This window comes from Micromonospora peucetia (genome assembly GCF_900091625.1).
GTDB lineage: Bacteria > Actinomycetota > Actinomycetes > Mycobacteriales > Micromonosporaceae > Micromonospora > Micromonospora peucetia.
The window spans coordinates 5,704,194-5,722,384 of the sequence record NZ_FMIC01000002.1; the positions used below are offsets into that span (position 1 = coordinate 5,704,194).

An 18,191-nucleotide genomic window follows, 5' to 3' on the forward strand; every position below is an offset into this window, starting at 1 on the left:
CCGACGAACACCGGTCGACACACGTACGCCGAGGGTGGAGCTTACCGGTCGACGCGGCACAGGATCTCCGCCGCCGCCCGCTCGCCGGCCTCGATCGCCCCGTCCAGGTAACCCGCCCACCGGGTGGCGGTCTCCGTGCCGGCCCAGTGCACCCGCCCGACCGGCTGGCGCAGTTCCGGCCCGTAGCCGCACCAGGAGCCGAGGGTCGGCGCTCCGCAGAAGCAACCCCGGGTCCACTCGTCGGCCGACCAGTCGTACTCGACGAACTCCTCGGGTCGTCCGGCCGCCGGCCCGACGACGGTGGCGAGGGCGTCGAGCAGGCTCGCCTGCCGGGCCTGCGGCGACATCCGTCGCAGCGCGTTCGCCTCCGGGCCGTAGCTGAACGCGGTCAGCACCCCGCGCGGGGATTCCGGCGTGCTGTTGTCCACCGTCTCGGTGACCGGCCCGGCGAGGCAGAAGGCGACGCCGGAGCGGCCGTCCGCGCGCCAGAACGGCTCCGGGTAGACCGCGTGGACCTTGATCGCCGAGCCCATCGGCATCCGCTGGGTGAGCGCGTCACGCAGGGGCGGCAGGGGCGGGTCGTACCGGATCCGCCCGGCCAGGGTCGGCGGCAGCGCGACCACCACCGCGTCCGCCTCGACGCGTTCGCTGTCGGTGTGCACGACCACGCCGGCGTCATCCTGCCCGATCGCCCGTACCGGCGCGCCGAGCCGCACCGCGTCCGGGCCGAGCGCGGCGGCCAACGCCTCGGCCAGCACCGGCGGTCCGCCGACGATCCGGTCCTGCTGCGCGCCACCGACCATCGCGAGCAACGCCCGGCTGCCGCCACCGGAGCGCAGGTAGAACGCCGTCTGGAGCAGGGAGATCTCGTCCGGGCCGGCGGCCAGCAGCCCGCCCGCGAGCAGCCGCCCGAGATAGCGGGCGGTGGCCGGGTCCGGCGCGGCCGCACGCAGCCAGCCGGCCAGCGTCGTACGGTCCCACTCGGCGGCCTCGGGCCCCGTCCACGGCGCGGCGGGGTCCACCCGTTCGGCGTACGCGTCGAGCAGGGCGAGGACTCTTCCGGCGTCCTCCGGCACCCCGGCGTGCCGGCCGTCGGGGAACAGCACCGCAGAGGTGCCGTGCGCGGCGGACGGGAAGGTGGCGATCCGGTAGCGGGCGAGAAGCCCGTTGACCCGGTCCTGGGTCGGGCCCACCCACTGGGCGCCCAGGTCGAGCTGGGTGCCGTCGGCCAGCCACCGGGTGAGCACCCGCCCGCCCACCCGGTCGCGCGCCTCCAGCACCCGCGTCCGTACGCCGGCCCGGGCGAGCGCGAGCGCGGCGGCCAGCCCGGAGAATCCTGCGCCGACCACGACGACCTGGGTTCCCATGCGGCGGCATACCCGTTTCCGCCGCCGCCATGGCCCGGCCGCCGGGTCGCCGGCCGGTGGCCGCGAGGGCGGGCAGCCTGACGGCGCGGTTCACGAAGATGCCGGCTGGCCGTCCAGGGCGCGGGAGAGCCTGCGGACTGCCTCGTCCATGAGGTCTGGCGGCGCGGCGGCGTAGGTGAGGCGCAGGTGCGGTGCCGGGGGTTCGGCGGCGTACCACGGCCGCCCGGGAAAGACCACGACGCCTTCGTTGGCCGCGGCGGCGGCCAGTGCGACATCATCGGTGCCGTCGGGTAGCCGGGCCCAGAGATGCAGGCCGCCACGCGGAACCGCCTGCGGGACGAGTTGGGGCAGGTGCCGCCGCAGCGCGGCCAGCAATGCCTCGCGCCGCCCCCGCAGCGCGGTGCGCACGGCGCGGTGGTGACGCGCCCAGGCCGGCGAGGTGACGAACTCGAGCGTGGCCTGCTGTAGCGACCCGGCCACGAAGAAGTCGTCGAGCAGCCGGGCCGCCCGTAGGCGGGCGCCGGCCGGGCCACGGGCGCCGATCGCGGCGACGCGGAGCCCGGGCGCGGCGGACTTGGTCAGGGAGCGCAGGTGGATGACGTGTCCGTCGGGGTCGTCGGCGGCCAGCGGGGGCGGCGCTTCGCCGTCGATGGTGAGGTCCCGTGCGTAGTCGTCCTCGATCAGGAACGCCCCGGCGGCGCGTACGGCGGCGGCGACCTCGGCACGGCGGCGGGTCGCCAGGGTCGCGCCGGTGGGGTTGGCGTACAGCGGCTGGCAGTAGAACAGCCGCGCGCCGGTACGGGTGAACGCGGCGGCGAGTTGGTCGGGTCGTACGCCGTCGGCGTCGGCGGGCACGGGCACCACCCGCAGTCCGGCCGCGCGGGCCGTGGCCAGCGCGCCCAGGTAGGTCGGCGACTCGACGAGCAGGGTGTCCCCCGCGGTGGTCAGCGCACGCAGCGCCGAGGAGAGCGCGGCCTGGCCGCCCGGGCAGATCACCATGTCGCGGGCGGCCAGCCCGCCGCCGGCCTGGCGGGCGAACCAGGCGCGTAGGTCCTCGCGCCCCTCGGCGGAACCGCGTTGCCACGACGCGGGTTGCCGGGCGGCCCGGGCGAGCGCCGCACCGAGCGCGGCAGCCGGTTGAAGGTCCGGGTCCAGATAGCCGCCGGACAGCGGTATCGCGTCCGCAGGCGGTAGTGCCAGTAACGCCTGCATGTCCTCCTCGCCCGGTGGGCGAGGGCCGAGCGCCACGGTCTGCCAGGACAGGTCCGGCGCGCGCTCCGGCACGGGCACGGCGGCCACGAAGGTGCCTCTCCCGGATCGCGCCTCGACGACACCCTCGGCTACGAGCTGGCGGACCGCCTCGGTGACCGTCACCGGAGAGGCGTGGTGCCGCGCGGTCAGCTCACGCACCGACGGCATCCGGTCCCCCGGCTGCGCCCTGGCCACGAGCCCACGCAGATCGTGGATGACGCGTGCTGCTGCGTTACCGTTGCCCATGAGGGATAAGAGTAGCGTTACTGCGGCGAGCACGATAACAGCGGACCACACCGTCGGGCTCGCCCTCGGAGCGCTGGGCGTACTGGCCTTCAGCATGTCGCTGCCCATGACCCGCATCGCCGTGCAGGATCTCGGCCCCTGGTTCGTCGCCTTCGGCCGGGCCGTCGGCGCGGCGCTGTTGGCGTGGGCGTACCTGAGGTTCACCGGCGCGCCCCGGCCCACGCGGAGTCAGTGGTGGCGCCTGTCGATCGTCGCGCTCGGTGTGGTCGTCGGCTTTCCGTTGTTCACCTCGTTGGCCCTGACGACGCAGACCTCCGCGCACGGCGCGGTCGTCATCGCCGTGCTACCCGCCATGACCGCGGTGTTCGCGGTGCTGCGCGCCGGAGAGCGTCCGCCGCCGCTGTTCTGGGTCGCGAGCGTCGGCGGGCTGCTGGCGGTGCTGGCCTTTCTGGGCGTCAACGGCACGGTGAGCGGTGCGCTGTCCCTCGCCGACCTGTATCTGCTCGCGGCGGTCGTGCTGTGTGGACTGGGATACGCCGAGGGCGGCGCACTCGCCCGCGAGCTGGGCGGCGCCCGGACGATCTGCTGGGCACTGCTGCTCTCGCTGCCCGTCACCCTGCCCGTCACGGCCGTGGCCACCGCCGTTCATCCACCGCGCGCCGACGCCGGCGCCTGGACGGCGTTCGGTTACCTCGCCGCAGTCTCCATGTTCCTGGGCTTCTTCGCCTGGTACACGGGCCTCGCCCGCGGAGGCATCGCCCGGGTCGGACAGATCCAGCTCACCCAGCCCGTCCTCACCCTGGCCTGGTCGGCGCTGCTGCTCGGCGAGGCCGTCACCCCGGCTTCGGTCGGAGCGGCGTTCCTGGTGCCGGTCTGCGTCCTGCTGACCCAGCGATACCGCAACAGCACGGGGGCACCCACCGCGCAAGAGGCGTGACCACACGCGTCACATGGCGAAACGGGTCTTCGCGGTCCACCGGACGACGGTGACACATGGTCGTGTCGACGATCCGTACGGTGGCGGCGCGGTGGCATGATCTGGGGACCGACAGGACACAAAGGAGGGTGCCGTGCGCTACATCGACGGTCCGGTGGTCGAGTGCGACCTTCACCTGACAGCCGATCCGGCCCGGGTGTGGGAGCTGGTCACGAACATCGAACTGCCCGTGCGGTTCAGTACGGAGCTACGTCGGGTGCAATGGCTGGACGGCACCCGGGGGCCGACGCTCGGCGCCCGGTTCGAGGGGCACAACCAGCATCCCGCGCTGGGCGAGTGGCGCACCGTCTCGCACATCGTGCGGCTCGACGAGCCGCAGGTCTTCGGCTGGGTGGTGCTCGACCCGGACAACCGTTTCGGCGGCGGCCCCGCCGACCCGGGGCACCCGGGTGCCGCCTGGCAGTACCGGCTCACCGCCGAGGGCGACGGCTGCCGGCTGGCCCACTCCGTGCGGATCGGCCCCGGCCGCACCGGGCTCAGCATGGTCATCGACCAGGCCCCGGAGAACGAGGAGCAGATCATCGCACGCCGGCTGGCCGCCCTACGGGATGCTATGACGGCCACCTTGCAGGGCATCCGGGACCTCGCCGAGCAGCCGCGCTGACCACGGCGGCGGCGCTGTCGGCGCACGGGTACCGGTCGTGGGAGGCGTGCCGAGCCTCAGTGCGCCGCCATGACCGTCGGGTCCGGCTCCAGGTCGGCGAGGCGGGCCGGCCGCACGACGACGAGCAGCACCACCGTCGCCGCCACCATGCCACCCGCGACGACGACGGCCATCGCGACCGCGCCGGTGCCCAGCACGCCCACCAGGGGCGCGGCCAGCGCGCCGACGCCGAACTGCACCGCACCGAGCAGGGCGGAGGCCGTACCGGCCGCTTCCCCGTGGCGGGACAGGGCCAGGGCCGGCGCGTTCGGCATCGCGAGGCCCGCCGCCGCGAGCACCACCCACAACGACACCAGCAGACTCGGCAGCCCGCCGAACCCGGTCACCGCGAAAGCGACCATCGCCAGCCCGGCCACGCTTCCCACGGCCAGGGCGACGACGAGGATCCGTTGCGACGAGTGCCGGCGCAGCAGCCGCACGTTGTACTGGGTCGCCGCGATCAGCCCGACGGCGCCCGCTCCGAAGGCCAACCCGAACTGCTGCTCGTCCAGGCCGTACTGCTCCTGCAGGACGAATGACGACCCGGCCACGTACGCGAACAGCGCCGCCATGGCCAGCCCGGCGACCAGGACCAGGCCCACGAACGTGCGGTCCCGCAGCAGCGAGCCGTACACGGCCATCGTCGCGACCACGCCGCCGCGCTGACGCCGGTCGGCCGGCAGCGTCTCGCGAAGGCCGACCGCGGCGACCACGACGAGCAGCAGGCCGAAGGCGGCCAGGGCCACGAACACGCCACGCCAGTCGGTCCAGCGCAGCAGCCCGCCGCCGAGGGTCGGGGCGAGGATCGGCGCCGCCCCCATGACCAGCAGCAACCGGGAGAGCAGCTTGGCGAAGGCGGCGCCGTCGAACAGGTCACGGACCACGGCCATCGCGACCACCGAGGCCGCGGCCACGCCGAGGCCCTGCACCACCCGCAGGACGCCGAGGACCGCGATGCTCGGTGCGAAGACGCAGAGCAGCGACGCCACGATGTGCAGTGCGATGCCGGCGATCAGCGGCGCGCGCCGGCCGACGGCGTCGGAGAGCGGGCCGATCAGCAACTGGCCGAGTGCGAGACCCGCCAGCGTGCCGGTGAGGGTCAGTTGGACCGCCGCCGACGTGGTGTGGAAGTCGGCGACGATCGCGGGTAGCGCGGGCAGGTACATGTCGATGGTCAGCGGACCCACCGCGATCAGCGACCCGAGGACGAGGACGAGCCGCAGGCGTTGCCGGGAGCTCATCAGCTCACCCGGCGTCAGCGGGGCTGCCGGCCCCTCGGGAGCGTGGGCGGTGGCCGTCATCGGATCGTCTCCGACCGTTCGTCGCTCGGGCAGGCCGGGAACAGTGTGGGAGTCACATCTGGCTCCAAATCCGGATCCGGTGATCTCATTCCCGGTCGACGGTGAGGTAACGGAGCTCACAGCCGAGCGGTGACGGTCAGGCGGCCCTCCACCCGGCACCCCTATCCGCGGCGGCACCAGGGGTTTCCTCCGCGTCGAGGCACCCGACGTCCCACCAGATGGAAGATCGCGCCACGCCTCAGGAATGAGTCGAGGTTGCGACCAGTGTTTTCACAGGTCAAGGCCCTTATATCGCGGCGCGCCCGATGAGACTCGCACCCCTGACCTTCTGCTTCGTAGACAGGAGGGTGGACACTGCCGAAGGTGCCGCCGTGTCGCGGCACGCGCATCATTGGTCTACAGGAGGGCTCGGTCGGGTGTTCAGTCGTGTCGCCATCGTCAACCGTGGTGAGGCCGCCATGCGGCTCATCCACGCCGTACGGGACATTGCCGCGGAGACCGGAACACGGATCGAGACCGTCGCCCTGCACACCGACGTCGATCGTACGGCCACCTTCGTCCGCGAAGCCGATCTGTCCTACGATCTCGGTCCCGCGTCCGCGCGCCCGTACCTCGACCTGAAGGTCCTGGAGCGCGCGCTGGTGGAGACCGGGGCCGACGCCGCCTGGGTCGGCTGGGGCTTCGTCGCGGAGGACCCGGCGTTCGCGGAGCTGTGCGAGAAGGTCGGGGTCACCTTCGTCGGACCGAGCCCGGAGGCCATGCGCAAGCTCGGCGACAAGATCGGCGCGAAGCTGATCGCCGAGGAGGTCGGCGTGCCGGTCGCGCCGTGGAGCCGCGGTGCGGTCGAGACCCTGGACGCCGCCCTGGCGGCGGCGGTCGAGATCGGCTACCCGCTGATGCTGAAGGCGACCGCGGGCGGCGGCGGGCGCGGCATCCGCGTGGTCACGAACGAGGCCGAACTCGCCGACGCCTACGAGCGCACCAGCCAGGAGGCGGCGCGGGCGTTCGGCAGCGGCATCGTGTTCCTGGAGCGCCTGGTCACCGGCGCCCGGCACGTCGAGGTCCAGGTGATCGCCGACGGCGAGGGCACCGCGTGGGCACTCGGTGTCCGCGACTGCTCGGTGCAGCGGCGCAACCAGAAGGTCATCGAGGAGTCGGCGTCGCCGGTGCTCGACCCCGCGCAGACGGCCGAGCTCAAGACGTCGGCCGAACGGCTGGCCGTCGCGGTCGGTTACCGGGGCGCGGCGACCGTCGAGTTCCTCTACCACCCCGGCGACCGGCTGTTCGCGTTCCTCGAGGTCAACACGCGCCTACAGGTCGAGCACCCGATCACCGAGTCCACCACCGGGTTCGACCTGGTCAAGGCGCAACTGCACGTGGCGTCGGGCGGGCGCCTCGAAGGCGAGCCGCCGGCGGAGCGCGGGCACGCCATCGAGGCCCGGCTGAACGCCGAGGACCCCGACCGCGACTTCGCGCCCTCCCCGGGCCGCATCGCGCGACTGGACCTGCCCGCCGGGCCCGGCATCCGGGTGGACACCGGCGTCAGCGAGGGCGACACCATCCCCGCCGACTTCGACTCCATGATCGCGAAGATCATCGCGTACGGCCGCGACCGCGACGAGGCGCTCGGCAGGCTGCGCCGGGCGATGGCGCAGACCACCGTGATCATCGAGGGCGGCGCGACGAACAAGAGCTTCGTGCTCGACCTGCTCGACCAGCCCGAGGTGATCGACGCCAGCGCGGACACCGGCTGGATCGACCGCGTCCGGGGCGAGGGCAGGCTCGTCACGCACCGGCACTCCGCCGTCGCGTTGGCCGCCGCCGCCATCGAGGCGTACGAGGAGGAGGAACGCGTCGAACGGCAGCGGCTGCTGTCGACGGCGTTCGGCGGACGCCCGCAGGTGCAGCACGAGAGCGGCCGGCCGCTGGACCTCAAGCTGCGGGGCGTCGGCTACCGCGTACGCGTCGCGCGGGTCGGCGCGCACCGGTTCCGCGTCGGCGTCGAGGCGGGTGGCGCCGTCCGCACCGCCGACGTCGAGCTCGACCGCTTCGACCGGCACACCGGGCAGATCGTCGTCAACGGCGTCCGGTACCGCCTGCTCATCGGCACGCACGGGCCGATCCACCTCGTGGAGGTGGACGGCGTCGCGCACCGGGTCAGCCGTGACGAGGGTGGCGTCCTGCGCTCGCCGATGCCCGCGCTGGTCGTCGCCACGCCGTTGAAGGTCGGCGCCGAGGTCGAGGCGGGCGCGCCGGTGCTGGTGCTGGAGAGCATGAAGATGGAGACGGTGCTGCGGGCGCCGTTCAGGGCGCGGCTGAAGGAATGCGTCGTCTCCGTGGGCAGCCAGGTGGAGGCCGGCGCACCGATGCTGCGGCTGGAGCCGCTCGCCGACGACGCCGAGGCGGAGGTGGAGGACACCTCGGCCGTCGAGTCCGTCGAGCTGGACCTGCCCGTCGCGCCCGGGGAGATCCCGGCGCGGGATCGCGCCGCCCGCGGTCAGGAGGACCTGCGCAGCCTGCTGCTGGGCTTCGACGTCGACCCGCACGACGAGCGCCGGTTGCTCGACGACTATCTCGCCGCGCGCCGGACGGCCACCGAGGACGGCCACCGGCCGCTGGCCGAGGAGCTCGAACTCGTCGACGTGTTCGCCGACCTCACGGAGCTGAGCCGTAACCGGCCGACGGGCGAGGACGGCGGCGGTGCCGGCCACGTGCCCAGCGCCCGCGAGTACTTCCACACCTACCTCCAGTGCCTCGACGTCGAGCGGGCCGGGCTGTCCGGGACGTTCCAGGCCAGGCTCGCCAAGGCGCTGGGGCACTACGGGGTCACCGACCTGGAGCGCTGCCCCGAACTCGAAGCCGCCGTGTTCCGGATCTTCCTCGCCCAGCAGCGCGCGTCCGCCGACGCCACGGTCGTCGCGACGCTGCTGCGCGCGTGGCTGCGGGAGCCGCCGCCGGACGAGACGCTGCGCGAGCCCGCCGGTCTCGCGCTGGAGCGGCTGGTGGCCGCGACGCAGGTGCGTTTCCCCGTGGTCTGCGATCTCGCTCGCGGCGTCGTGTTCGCCTGGTTCGCCCAGCCGCTGCTCCGGCGCAACCGCGCCCGTGTCTACGCCGACGTCCGCCGGCACCTGCGCCACCTGGACGCGCACCCGGACTCGCCGGACCGCGCCGGGCGCATCGCCGAGATGGTGCGCTGCACCGAGCCGCTGGTGCGACTGCTCGGTCAGCGGCTAGTCCGCGACGACCTGGACAACGCGGTCATGCTGGAGGTACTCACCCGGCGGTACTACGGCAACAAGGGCCTCACCGGCGTCCGCACCAGCGAGGTCGCGGGCTGCACGTTCGTGGTCGCCGAGCGTGCGGACTCGTGGGTGGTCTCCTCCGCCGTCAGCTTCGACGCGCTGGGCAGCGCGCTGCGTGGGCTCGCGGAGCTGGCGAGCGGCCACGACGCCATCGATGTCGACATCTATCTGGCCTGGGAGAAGCAGCCGGCGGACTTCGACGCGTTGGCGGCGGCGCTGCACGAGGTCGTCAGCGCGCATCCGCTGCCGAGCCAGGTCCGCAGGCTCACCACCACCGTGGCGGGTCGCGGCGGCGCGGTGATGCACCACCACTTCACGTTCCGTCCGTCGACCATCGGGATGATCGAGGAGCGGCTGATCCGGGGCCTGCACCCGTACATCGCGCAGCGGATGCAGTTGGAGCGGCTGAGCAAGTTCGACCTCACCCGGCTGCCGTCGTCGGACGAGGAGGTCTACCTCTTCCAGTGCGTGGCGCGGGAGAACCCGTCGGACGACCGGCTCGTCGCGTTCGCGCAGGTGCGCGACCTGACCGAGCTGCGTGAGCACGACGGCAGGCTGGTGGCGCTGCCCACGGCCGAGGACGTCCTCGCCACCTGCCTCGACTCGATCCGCCGCGCGCAGTCGCTGCGGCCGTCGAGAAACCGGTTCAGCACCAACCGGATCGTGGTCTACGTCTGGCCGCCGAGCGACATCACCCGGGCGGAGCTGAAGATGATCGCCGGGCGGGTGCTGCCGACGACCGCGGGCGCCGGGCTGGAGGAGATCCTGTTCATCGCGCGGCAGCGCGACCGGAGGACCGGCGAGCTGACCAAGATCACGGTGCGTATCTCCTTCGACGCCACCGGCGGCCCCGCGCTCACCGTCGGCGAACCGTCGGACGAGCCGGTCGAGCCGCTCGACGACTACCGGCAGAAGGTGCTGCGCGCGAGCAGCCGCAACGCGGTGTACCCGTACGAGCTGACCGGCCTGCTCGGCAGGTTCGTCGAGCACGACCTCGACGACGACCACGCGCTGGTGCCGGTCGACCGGCCGAAGGGGCGCAACAGCGCGGCGATCGTCGCCGGTGTGGTCGCCACGCCCACCCGGCGGCACCCGCAGGGCGTCACCCGGGTCGTGCTGCTCGGCGACCCGACGAAGTCGCTCGGCGCGCTGTCGGAGCCGGAGTGCCGCCGGGTGATCGCCGCGCTCGACCTGGCGGAGCAGATGCGGGTGCCGCTGGAGTGGTACGCGCTGTCCTCGGGTGCCCGGATCTCCATGGAGTCGGGCACGGAGAACATGGACTGGGTGGCCGCGGCGCTCAAGCGGATCGTCGAGTTCACCCAGGACGGCGGCGAGATCAACATCGTGGTCGCGGGCATCAACGTCGGCGCGCAGCCGTACTGGAACGCCGAGGCGACGATGCTCATGCACACCAGGGGCATCCTGGTCATGACGCCGGACTCGGCGATGGTTCTCACCGGCAAGCAGTCGCTCGACTTCTCCGGTGGGGTGTCGGCCGAGGACAACTTCGGCATCGGCGGCTACGACCGGGTGATGGGCCCGAACGGGCAGGCGCAGTACTGGGCGCCGAACCTGGCCGCCGCGCGGGACGTGCTGATGTCGCACTACGAGCACACGTACGTCGCGCCCGGCGAGGACACGCCGCGGCGGGCGAGGACGACCGACCCCGTGGACCGCGACATCTCCGGCTACCCGCATGTCGTGGTCGGCAGCGACTTCACCACCGTCGGTGAGATCTTCTCCGCCGAGGCCAACCCGGACCGCAAGAAGCCGTTCGACATCCGGACCGTGATGCGGGCGCTCTCCGACCAGGACCGCCCGGTGCTGGAACGGTGGGCGGGCATGGCCGACGCGGAGACCGTGGCGGTGCAGGACGTACATCTCGGGGGCATGCCGGTGTGCCTGCTCGGCATCGAGTCACGGGCGGTGCCGCGGCGCGGCTTCCCGCCCACCGACGGCCCGGACACCTACACCGCGGGCACGCTGTTCCCGCAGTCGTCGAGGAAGGCCGCGCGGGCGATCAACGCGGCCAGCGGCAACCGACCGCTGGTCGTGCTGGCGAACCTGTCCGGCTTCGACGGCTCGCCGGAGTCGATGCGGAAGCTGCAACTGGAGTACGGCGCCGAGATCGGCCGCGCGATCGTGAACTTCCGCGGGCCCATCGTGTTCTGCGTGATCTCGCGGTACCACGGCGGCGCGTTCGTGGTCTTCTCGAAGGCGCTGAACCCGAACATGACCGTGCTCGCACTCGAAGGCTCGTTCGCCTCGGTGCTCGGCGGCGCCCCCGCCGCCGCGGTGGTGTTCTCCGGCGACGTCAACGCCCGCACCGCGACCGACCCGCGCGTGCGGGACCTGGAGGCCCGTGTCGCGGCCACCTCCGGCACCGACCGCGCCGCGTTGACCGCGGAGCTCGACGAGCTTCGCTCGTCGGTCCGCGCGGAGAAGCTCGGCGAGGTGGCCACGGAGTTCGACCGCGTACACAACATCCACCGCGCGGTCGAGGTCGGCTCCGTCGACGCCGTGATCCGCGCCGCGGAACTGCGCCCACGCATCATCGAGACCATCGAGTCCCGCCTGGGCTGACGGCCGGGGCGCCACGGCGAGGACCTCGCCGTGGCGTGCCCCGCCGACCCGCTCGAATGCCTGGCGCCCGCACCGGGGCAGACACGTCATACGTCTGCCCCGGTGCGGGCGCCTTCCCCGTCGCGCGCCTCGCCGGCGGCGGACGGCGCGACATGGGCATATCGAAAAAATGTGGCCCTCGGCGTCATCCTCCTCGCAATGAGACCGGCCAGCTTGCCTGACCCGCGGTGTCACCGACCCGTCCGCCGGAGTTCACTACCGGGAGGCTGTTGATCTTCATGGTTGACCTTGACGTCGTGGACCGCCTGCTCGGAGCACCGCCGGACCTGCACACCTGGCGCGTCGCCGACATGGCCAACCGTAAGGGAATTCTGGGCACCTGGCTCTCGTCCGCCGTCGCCCGGGGCCTTGAGCTCAGCGAGGCTGAGGGCGCCTACCTGCGACGGTGGGAACAGCGCGTCGAGACACTCCACGCCACCGGCGTCGAGTTGGCCGACCGGTACCAGGCGACAGTCCTCAAAGGCCCGGCCATCGCGCGGTTCTATCCCGATGGCCTGTTGCGGCAGTCGGGAGACGTCGACCTGTTCGCCCCCAGTCAGGACGTCCTGTGGTCCTGCGTACGGGATCTGGTCGACCGTCGGGGCGCCGTACCGCAGGGGGTCAGCATCCTGGAGGGACCCGAAGGGGTGCACGTCGGTGTGGCGATGAAGTGGCCCGCGGCCGAACCGCACCTGGACAAGCCGATGGGCGCCGACGTCACCACCTTCACCTTCGCCGGCGACCTCCGTGGGGTCCCGGTGCGGATCGCGCCCGTCGCCGAGGAGGACCTGTGCGGGCTCTTCGCCGTGGCCGAGGAACGGTTCCAGCGCAAGTTCCGGATCAAGGATCTGCTGGATCTCCTGGTCCTGGCCGAGATCCTGGAGCAGCGGCTGGGCGATGACCTCACCGAGGTGATCTGCGAACACGCCGCACGCCTGGCACTCGCTCCCGAACTGCGTCAGCTCATCGTCCGCGCGAGTGAGTGGGTGAGCATGTCCGAGCGATGGCGCCGCACCGCCGACGCGCTCCGGCCGCTGGCACGCCGCGAGAAGGACCTGCGCCGCCCCGATCGGCAGGGCGTACACAGGCTCAGCTTCGGAATGCCGCTCGACGAACGGCCCGGCGCCCCATCCCGGGTGGACATCCACCGCAGAGCCGGCAGCAGCCTGGTGACGACGCCCGTCGGCACCTGCCTGCTGACAGAACGGCTGGTCGTGAACGAGGACGAACTGACGGACGCCCTCGACCACGCCCGGTCTCTGACCGCACCTAGTTGAGAGGAGGTGTACGGATGCGTCACATCATTCTGGGAGCGTTCCGCGTCAAGCCGCGCCCGTCGGCCGTCGCCAAGTAGTAGGTGTCTCCGCTGTGGTCCCCGGCCTGTGCGGGCCGGGGACCACGGTCTCAGTCCTCGGCTCCCGATGCCGCCGCTGCCCGACGGCCGCTGCTCACGCCTGCCCGGTCACGATGTCGGATACACCGTGACGAAATGATGTCTATCCTTCGATGTCGTTGGTAGGGTGCTGCGGTGCCTCCCCCTCCCACCGTCGACGCGCCACCGGGCGACCGCTCCCTGACTACCGAATCCACCCGCTCCACCGCCCGAAAAGTGCGGCGCGCACGCTTCGGCGAGCACGGTCTCGCGTGGCTGATGCTGTTGCCCTCGGTGGCGGTCTTCGCCCTGTTCGTGTTCTGGCCGCTCGGACGGACCCTCTACCTGTCCGTGCACGGCAACGACATCTTCGGCGCCGCGTCCGAGTACGTCGGCGGGGCGCACTACCGGGACATGCTGTCCGGGGAGTTCGGCAAGGTGCTGGCCACGACGGCGCTGTTCACGCTGTTCTCGGTGGTGCCGGCCGTCCTGGGCGCGCTCTTCGTGGTGCTGCTGCTGGAGGCGCGCATCCGCGGGGTACGGGTGCTGCGCACCGCGTTCGCACTGCCGTTCGCGTTCTCGGTGGCGACCGCGTCGGTCATCTTCGCCGTCATCTACAACCCGGCGATCGGGGTGGCGAACGGCCTGCTCGGGTCCGTCGGGATCGACCGGGTCAACTGGCTCACCGACCCGTCGATCGCGCTGATCGCCGTCTGTGCCGCGACGGTGTGGATGAACTTCGGCTACAACATCCTCGTGCTCTCCGCCGGAGTCTCCGCCATCTCGCCCGAGGTGGTCGAGGCGGCGCGGCTGGACGGCGCGACCGGCTGGCGGCTGGCGACACGGATCACCGTGCCGTTGCTCTCCCCGCAACTGTTCTTCCTTGTCGTGGTGTCCACGATCCACGCGTTGCAGAGCTTCGGGCAGATCCACATCCTGACCAAGGGCGGGCCGGACCAGGCCACCACGACGCTGGTCTACTCGATCTACGAGAAGGCCTTCGCCTTCGGTTCCTCCGACTTCGGCGCGGCCAGCGCGCAGGCCGTCGTGCTGCTGGTCATCATGCTCGGCTGCACGGCCGTCCAATTCGGCATCCTCGAACGGCGGGTCCACTACCGATGAAGAAGCTCCGCCTCGGGCAGATCGCCGTCTACGTCGTGCTCGGCCTGGCCGCGATCCCCGTCCTGTTCCCGATCTACTACGGCTTCGTCGGGGCCGTGATGGGTCCCGGCGACCTGGCGACCTACCCGCCCGCGCTGGTGCCGAGCGCACTGCACTGGCAGAACATCACCGACGTGTTCCGCTCGGTGCCGCTCGGCCGCTTCTACGCGAACTCCGCCGTCCAGGCCGGGGTCATCACGGTGGCGCAGGTCATCACCAGCATCTTCGCCGCGTACGCTTTCGCGTTCCTTCGCCTGCCCGCGAAGGCGGCGACCTTCAGTTTGTTCCTCGCCACCCTCATGGTGCCGTGGGAAGCGATCATCATTCCCAACTACCTGGCGATCTCCGACTGGGGTCTGACCCGCGGTGGGCTGACGTACCTCGGCCTCGTGCTGCCCTTCCTCGCCTCGGCCTTCGGCACGTTCCTGCTGCGTCAGGCGTTCCTGCAGTTCCCGAGCGAGCTGCGGGACGCGGCGGTCATCGACGGGTGCGGTCACTGGCGCCTGTTGTGGCGGGTCATCGTGCCGCTGTCCAAGCCGTCGATCGCGGCGGTCGGGGTCTACGTCTTCCTCTCGGCGTGGAACCAGTACTTCTGGCCGCTGATCCTGATCCGCGACTCCGAGTTCCAGACGCTTCAGATCGGTATCTCCCAGCTCAACGATGCCGAGGCGGCGCAGCCGGGTCTCGTCCTCGCCGGCGTCGCGCTCTCCCTGCTCCCCACGCTGGCCGTCGTGATCTTCGGTCAGCGCTACATCGTCCGCGGGCTGACCGCCGGCGCGCTGCGTTGAACCATCGAGAAGGAGAACCAATGCGTAGACCTCGGCTCCGCCGTACCGCGGCGGCGTTCGTCGCCCTGGTGGCCGCCACCGCCCTCACGGCCTGCGGCGACTCCGGGTCCGGCACCGACAGCGGCAGTGACGCGCTCGACGCGCCCGGTGCCGAGGTGCTGGAAGGTGCCACGGACAAGACCACGATCGAGTTCTGGCATGCGATGAAGGGGGCCAACGCCACCGCCGTCGACCAGCTCGTCGCCGACTTCAACGCCCAGAGCGGGGGCAAGGTCGAGGTCAAGGCGGTCTTCCAGGGAAGCTACGACGAGACGATCGCGAAGTACAAGGCCTCGGTCCAGCAGAAGAGCACGCCGGCCCTGGTCCAGATCTACGACATCGGCAGCCGCTTCATGGTCGACTCGAAGCAGGTCGTCCCGATGCACAAGTTCATCGAGAAGGACGGCTTCAACGCGGGCGACATCGAGCCGAACATCGCCAGCTACTACTCGGTCGACGGCAAGCTGTGGTCGATGCCGTTCAACTCCTCGACTCCCCTGCTGTATCTCAACAAGGAGGCGTTCGAGCGGGCCGGCCTCGACCCGACGAAGCCGCCGAAGGACCTCACCGAGATCGGCGAACTGGCGAAGAAGCTGACGGTCAAGGACGCCAGCGGCAAGACCGTCCAGTACGGCTTCAACGCCGCCATCTACGGCTGGCTGTTGGAGCAGCTACTCGCCACCGACGGCAAGGAGTACTGCGACAACAGCAACGGGCGTAAGGGCCTGGCCTCGAAGGTGCAGTTCGACCAGGAGCCGGCCGTACGCGTCGCGCAGTGGTGGACGGACCTGGTGAAGGGCGGCTACGCGACGAACACCGGCCGCAAGACCGACGACGCCCAGGCGGCCTTCAAGGCGGGTACGGTCGCCATGCACCTGGAGTCCACCAGCGTGCTGCGCGGGTACGTCGACGCCTCGAAGGGCAAGTTCACCGTGCTCACCGCCCCGTACCCGAAGGTGAGCAGCTCGTCCACCGGCGGGCCGATCATCGGTGGCGCCTCGCTGTGGGTCAACGGCGTCGGCCACAGCGCCAAGGAGAAGCGGGCCGCGTGGGAGTTCGCGAAGTTCTCCGCCGGCCCGGTCGAGCAGGCCAAGTGGCACACCAGCACCGGGTACGTGCCGATCAACGCCAAGGCGCTCGACGAGCAGATCGACAAGGACTGGATGGCGAAGTTCCCCCAGTTCCGCACCGCGGTCGACCAACTGCACGCGCTGCCACCGTCGGTCGCGTCGGCCGGGTGCCTGCTGGGCGTGATGCCGCAGGCCCGCAAGGCGTCCGAGGACGGTCTTGAGGCGGCGATCGTCGGCAGCAAGCCGGCCGAGCAGGCCATGAAGGACGCGGCGGCGAGCGTGCAGGGCGCCATCGACAGCTACAACAAGTCGGTCAGCTGACGCCTGCCGTCAGCGCCGGTGCAGGGCCAGCCCCCGTCGAGGGCTGGCCCTGCACCGTCACGACGTCGCCCCACGGGCCGACCCGGCGCTGCCGGTCAGAGTCCGTCCCAGAAGGTCAACCGGTGCGCGGCGGTCCGGTCGAAGCGGCCCACCCGGTCGAGGTCCAGGCCCTGGACGTACGGGTGGTGCCGCCAGGACGGCAGGCCGTGGCCGTTGGGGTTGCCCGTGGCGGCGAACCGCGCCCAGTAGCCGATCATCAGATCGCCGAGCCGACGCTGCCGGTCGGTCAGCGGAGCGGACTCCCACGACGGGTCGAACAGGAACGGCAGCTCCGAGCCGTGCGAGGCCAGGGGCCGCACCTGGTCGTCGGGGTACGGGAACAGCGGCGGCGCCGTCCGGTCGAGGAACTCGTAGGAGTAGACCGGCACGTGCCTGGCCAGCAGGTCGTCGGTGTCCCGCGCCGACCGCGCCCAGTCCTGGTCGCTCATCAAGGCGGCGGCGGCCTGGGTGGGCACGTCGCCGGGCGGGTAAGCGGCCAGGACGGCCGGTGCCCGGTCCCCGAAGATCTGGGTGACGCCATCGACGTACTGCGCGGCGGTGAGCTTCGGGTACACCAGCGACGCGAACATGGTGCCCTCGTCGCGGGTGATGCCGGACAGGACCGGCACCCGGTGGAAGCGGCCCTCGGCGAACACCTTCGCCGGGTCCTCCGGCAGCACGACGTTGCCGTATCCGGGCAGGGGCAGTGCGGGCTGTGCGAGGAGTTCCGACACCGACTTGCCCCTGAGGCAGGAGACGTCGGGGCAGGTGAGCTGGTCGGCGACCAGTTGCCCGTGCCCCGCGTGGGCCGAGGCGGGGACCCAGAGTGGCACGTCCATGACCTTCGGCAGGTCGTCCTGGCCCCAACAGGGGGAACTCTGGGTGATCGCGCGGTGGAACAGGCCGGCCGCGGCCGGGGAGGCGAGCTGGGCGCACACCGAGTGCGAGCCCGCCGATTCGCCGGCCAGGGTGACGTTGCCCGGATCACCGCCGAACGCGGCGGCGTTGCGTCGTACCCACCGCAGCGCCGCCTGCTGGTCCTCCACGCCGAACGCGCCGGCGTCCGGCAGCCCCGGGTGGCCGAAGAAGCCGAAGATCCCCAACCGGTAGTTGAGGGTGACCACGACGACGTCGCCTCGGGTGGCGAGACGGGTGACGTCGTAGTCGCTGCCGGCGCCCTTCGTCAGGCTGCCGCCGTGCAGCCAGACCAGCACCGGCTTGGGACGGCGGGGTGCGGCGTCGCGTGGAGCGGTCACGTTGAGGTAGAGGCAGTCCTCGCTGTCGCTGGCCGGCAGGCCCCAGATGTCGGCCGTCTGGGCGCACCGGTCGCCGGGCCGCGTCGCATCGCGGACGCCGGCCCACGGCTCGACGGCTTGCGGGGAGCGCCAGCGCAGTTCGCCGACAGGTGCGGCGGCATAGGGAATGCCCTGGAAGACCCGGTGGTCGCCGCGTACCGTGCCGGCTATCCAGCCGGTGTCGGTGCGCACCGTGCGGGGCGTGGCGGGCGTGGCGGGCGTGGCGGCGGCCGGCGCGGGCAGCGCCAGGAGCGCGACGACGGTCACGATGGTCGTCAGGATTCGCATCCGTCCACGGTTCCATCCGGCGACGGCGCCCGCTAAGAGGTTTCCTACCCATCAGGGGTGGACCTACCTCCACCCCTGACGCGTCGACC

At 71.9% G+C, this 18,191-nt stretch carries 11 protein-coding genes; 7 read left to right on the plus strand and 4 right to left on the minus strand.

Annotated elements, in window-relative coordinates:
* Positions 1–41: 41 nt before the first annotated feature.
* Together GA0070608_RS25835 and GA0070608_RS25840 are read right to left on the minus strand one after the other, a co-directional pair.
* A complete protein-coding gene (locus tag GA0070608_RS25835; RefSeq protein ID WP_091631052.1) occupies positions 42–1,367 on the minus strand; it encodes a flavin monoamine oxidase family protein in 1,326 nt (441 codons plus the stop codon).
* Between the two features lie 90 nt (positions 1,368–1,457).
* Positions 1,458–2,864 carry an aminotransferase-like domain-containing protein gene (locus GA0070608_RS25840; RefSeq protein ID WP_091631053.1) on the minus strand — a complete coding sequence of 469 codons (1,407 nt, stop codon included), beginning with the start codon at positions 2,862–2,864 and terminating at the stop codon, positions 1,458–1,460.
* Between GA0070608_RS25840 and GA0070608_RS25845 the strand changes: the two genes are divergently transcribed.
* Entirely contained in the window at positions 2,863–3,801 is a 939-nt protein-coding gene (locus GA0070608_RS25845; RefSeq protein WP_091631054.1) for a DMT family transporter, read from the plus strand. The two genes, GA0070608_RS25840 and GA0070608_RS25845, sit on opposite strands and share 2 nt — an antisense overlap.
* A 133-nt stretch (positions 3,802–3,934) precedes the next feature.
* Complete coding sequence (locus tag GA0070608_RS25850) at positions 3,935–4,465, plus strand: SRPBCC family protein (protein ID WP_091631055.1); 531 nt, start codon at positions 3,935–3,937, stop codon at positions 4,463–4,465.
* Positions 4,466–4,521: 56 nt separating this feature from the next.
* Here GA0070608_RS25850 and GA0070608_RS25855 read toward each other — a convergent pair whose 3' ends face one another.
* The gene (locus GA0070608_RS25855) at positions 4,522–5,745 is read right to left on the minus strand and encodes a multidrug effflux MFS transporter (RefSeq protein WP_091636191.1); all 1,224 of its coding nucleotides are present in this window, start codon (positions 5,743–5,745) and stop codon (positions 4,522–4,524) included.
* Between the two features lie 476 nt (positions 5,746–6,221).
* Between GA0070608_RS25855 and GA0070608_RS25860 the strand changes: the two genes are divergently transcribed.
* The 5 genes from GA0070608_RS25860 to GA0070608_RS25880 all read left to right on the plus strand — a co-directional run bounded on the left by GA0070608_RS25860 (position 6,222) and on the right by GA0070608_RS25880 (position 16,480).
* The gene (locus GA0070608_RS25860) at positions 6,222–11,690 is read left to right on the plus strand and encodes an ATP-binding protein (protein WP_091631056.1); all 5,469 of its coding nucleotides are present in this window, start codon (positions 6,222–6,224) and stop codon (positions 11,688–11,690) included.
* 278 nt (positions 11,691–11,968) lie between these two features.
* Positions 11,969–13,006 (plus strand): nucleotidyltransferase family protein, encoded by a 1,038-nt coding sequence (locus GA0070608_RS25865; RefSeq protein WP_141719548.1) that lies wholly within the window; start codon positions 11,969–11,971, stop codon positions 13,004–13,006.
* Positions 13,007–13,257: 251 nt separating this feature from the next.
* Positions 13,258–14,223: a carbohydrate ABC transporter permease gene (locus GA0070608_RS25870; protein WP_218107583.1), complete on the plus strand. Its 966-nt coding sequence runs from the start codon at positions 13,258–13,260 to the stop codon at positions 14,221–14,223.
* Entirely contained in the window at positions 14,220–15,050 is an 831-nt protein-coding gene (locus GA0070608_RS25875) for a carbohydrate ABC transporter permease (protein ID WP_091631058.1), read from the plus strand. The genes GA0070608_RS25870 and GA0070608_RS25875 overlap by 4 nt, the downstream gene beginning before the upstream one ends.
* A 20-nt stretch (positions 15,051–15,070) precedes the next feature.
* The gene (locus GA0070608_RS25880; protein ID WP_091631059.1) at positions 15,071–16,480 is read left to right on the plus strand and encodes an ABC transporter substrate-binding protein; all 1,410 of its coding nucleotides are present in this window, start codon (positions 15,071–15,073) and stop codon (positions 16,478–16,480) included.
* 95 nt (positions 16,481–16,575) lie between these two features.
* Here GA0070608_RS25880 and GA0070608_RS25885 read toward each other — a convergent pair whose 3' ends face one another.
* Positions 16,576–18,102 carry a carboxylesterase/lipase family protein gene (locus GA0070608_RS25885; protein WP_091631060.1) on the minus strand — a complete coding sequence of 509 codons (1,527 nt, stop codon included), beginning with the start codon at positions 18,100–18,102 and terminating at the stop codon, positions 16,576–16,578.
* Positions 18,103–18,191: the final 89 nt, after the last annotated feature.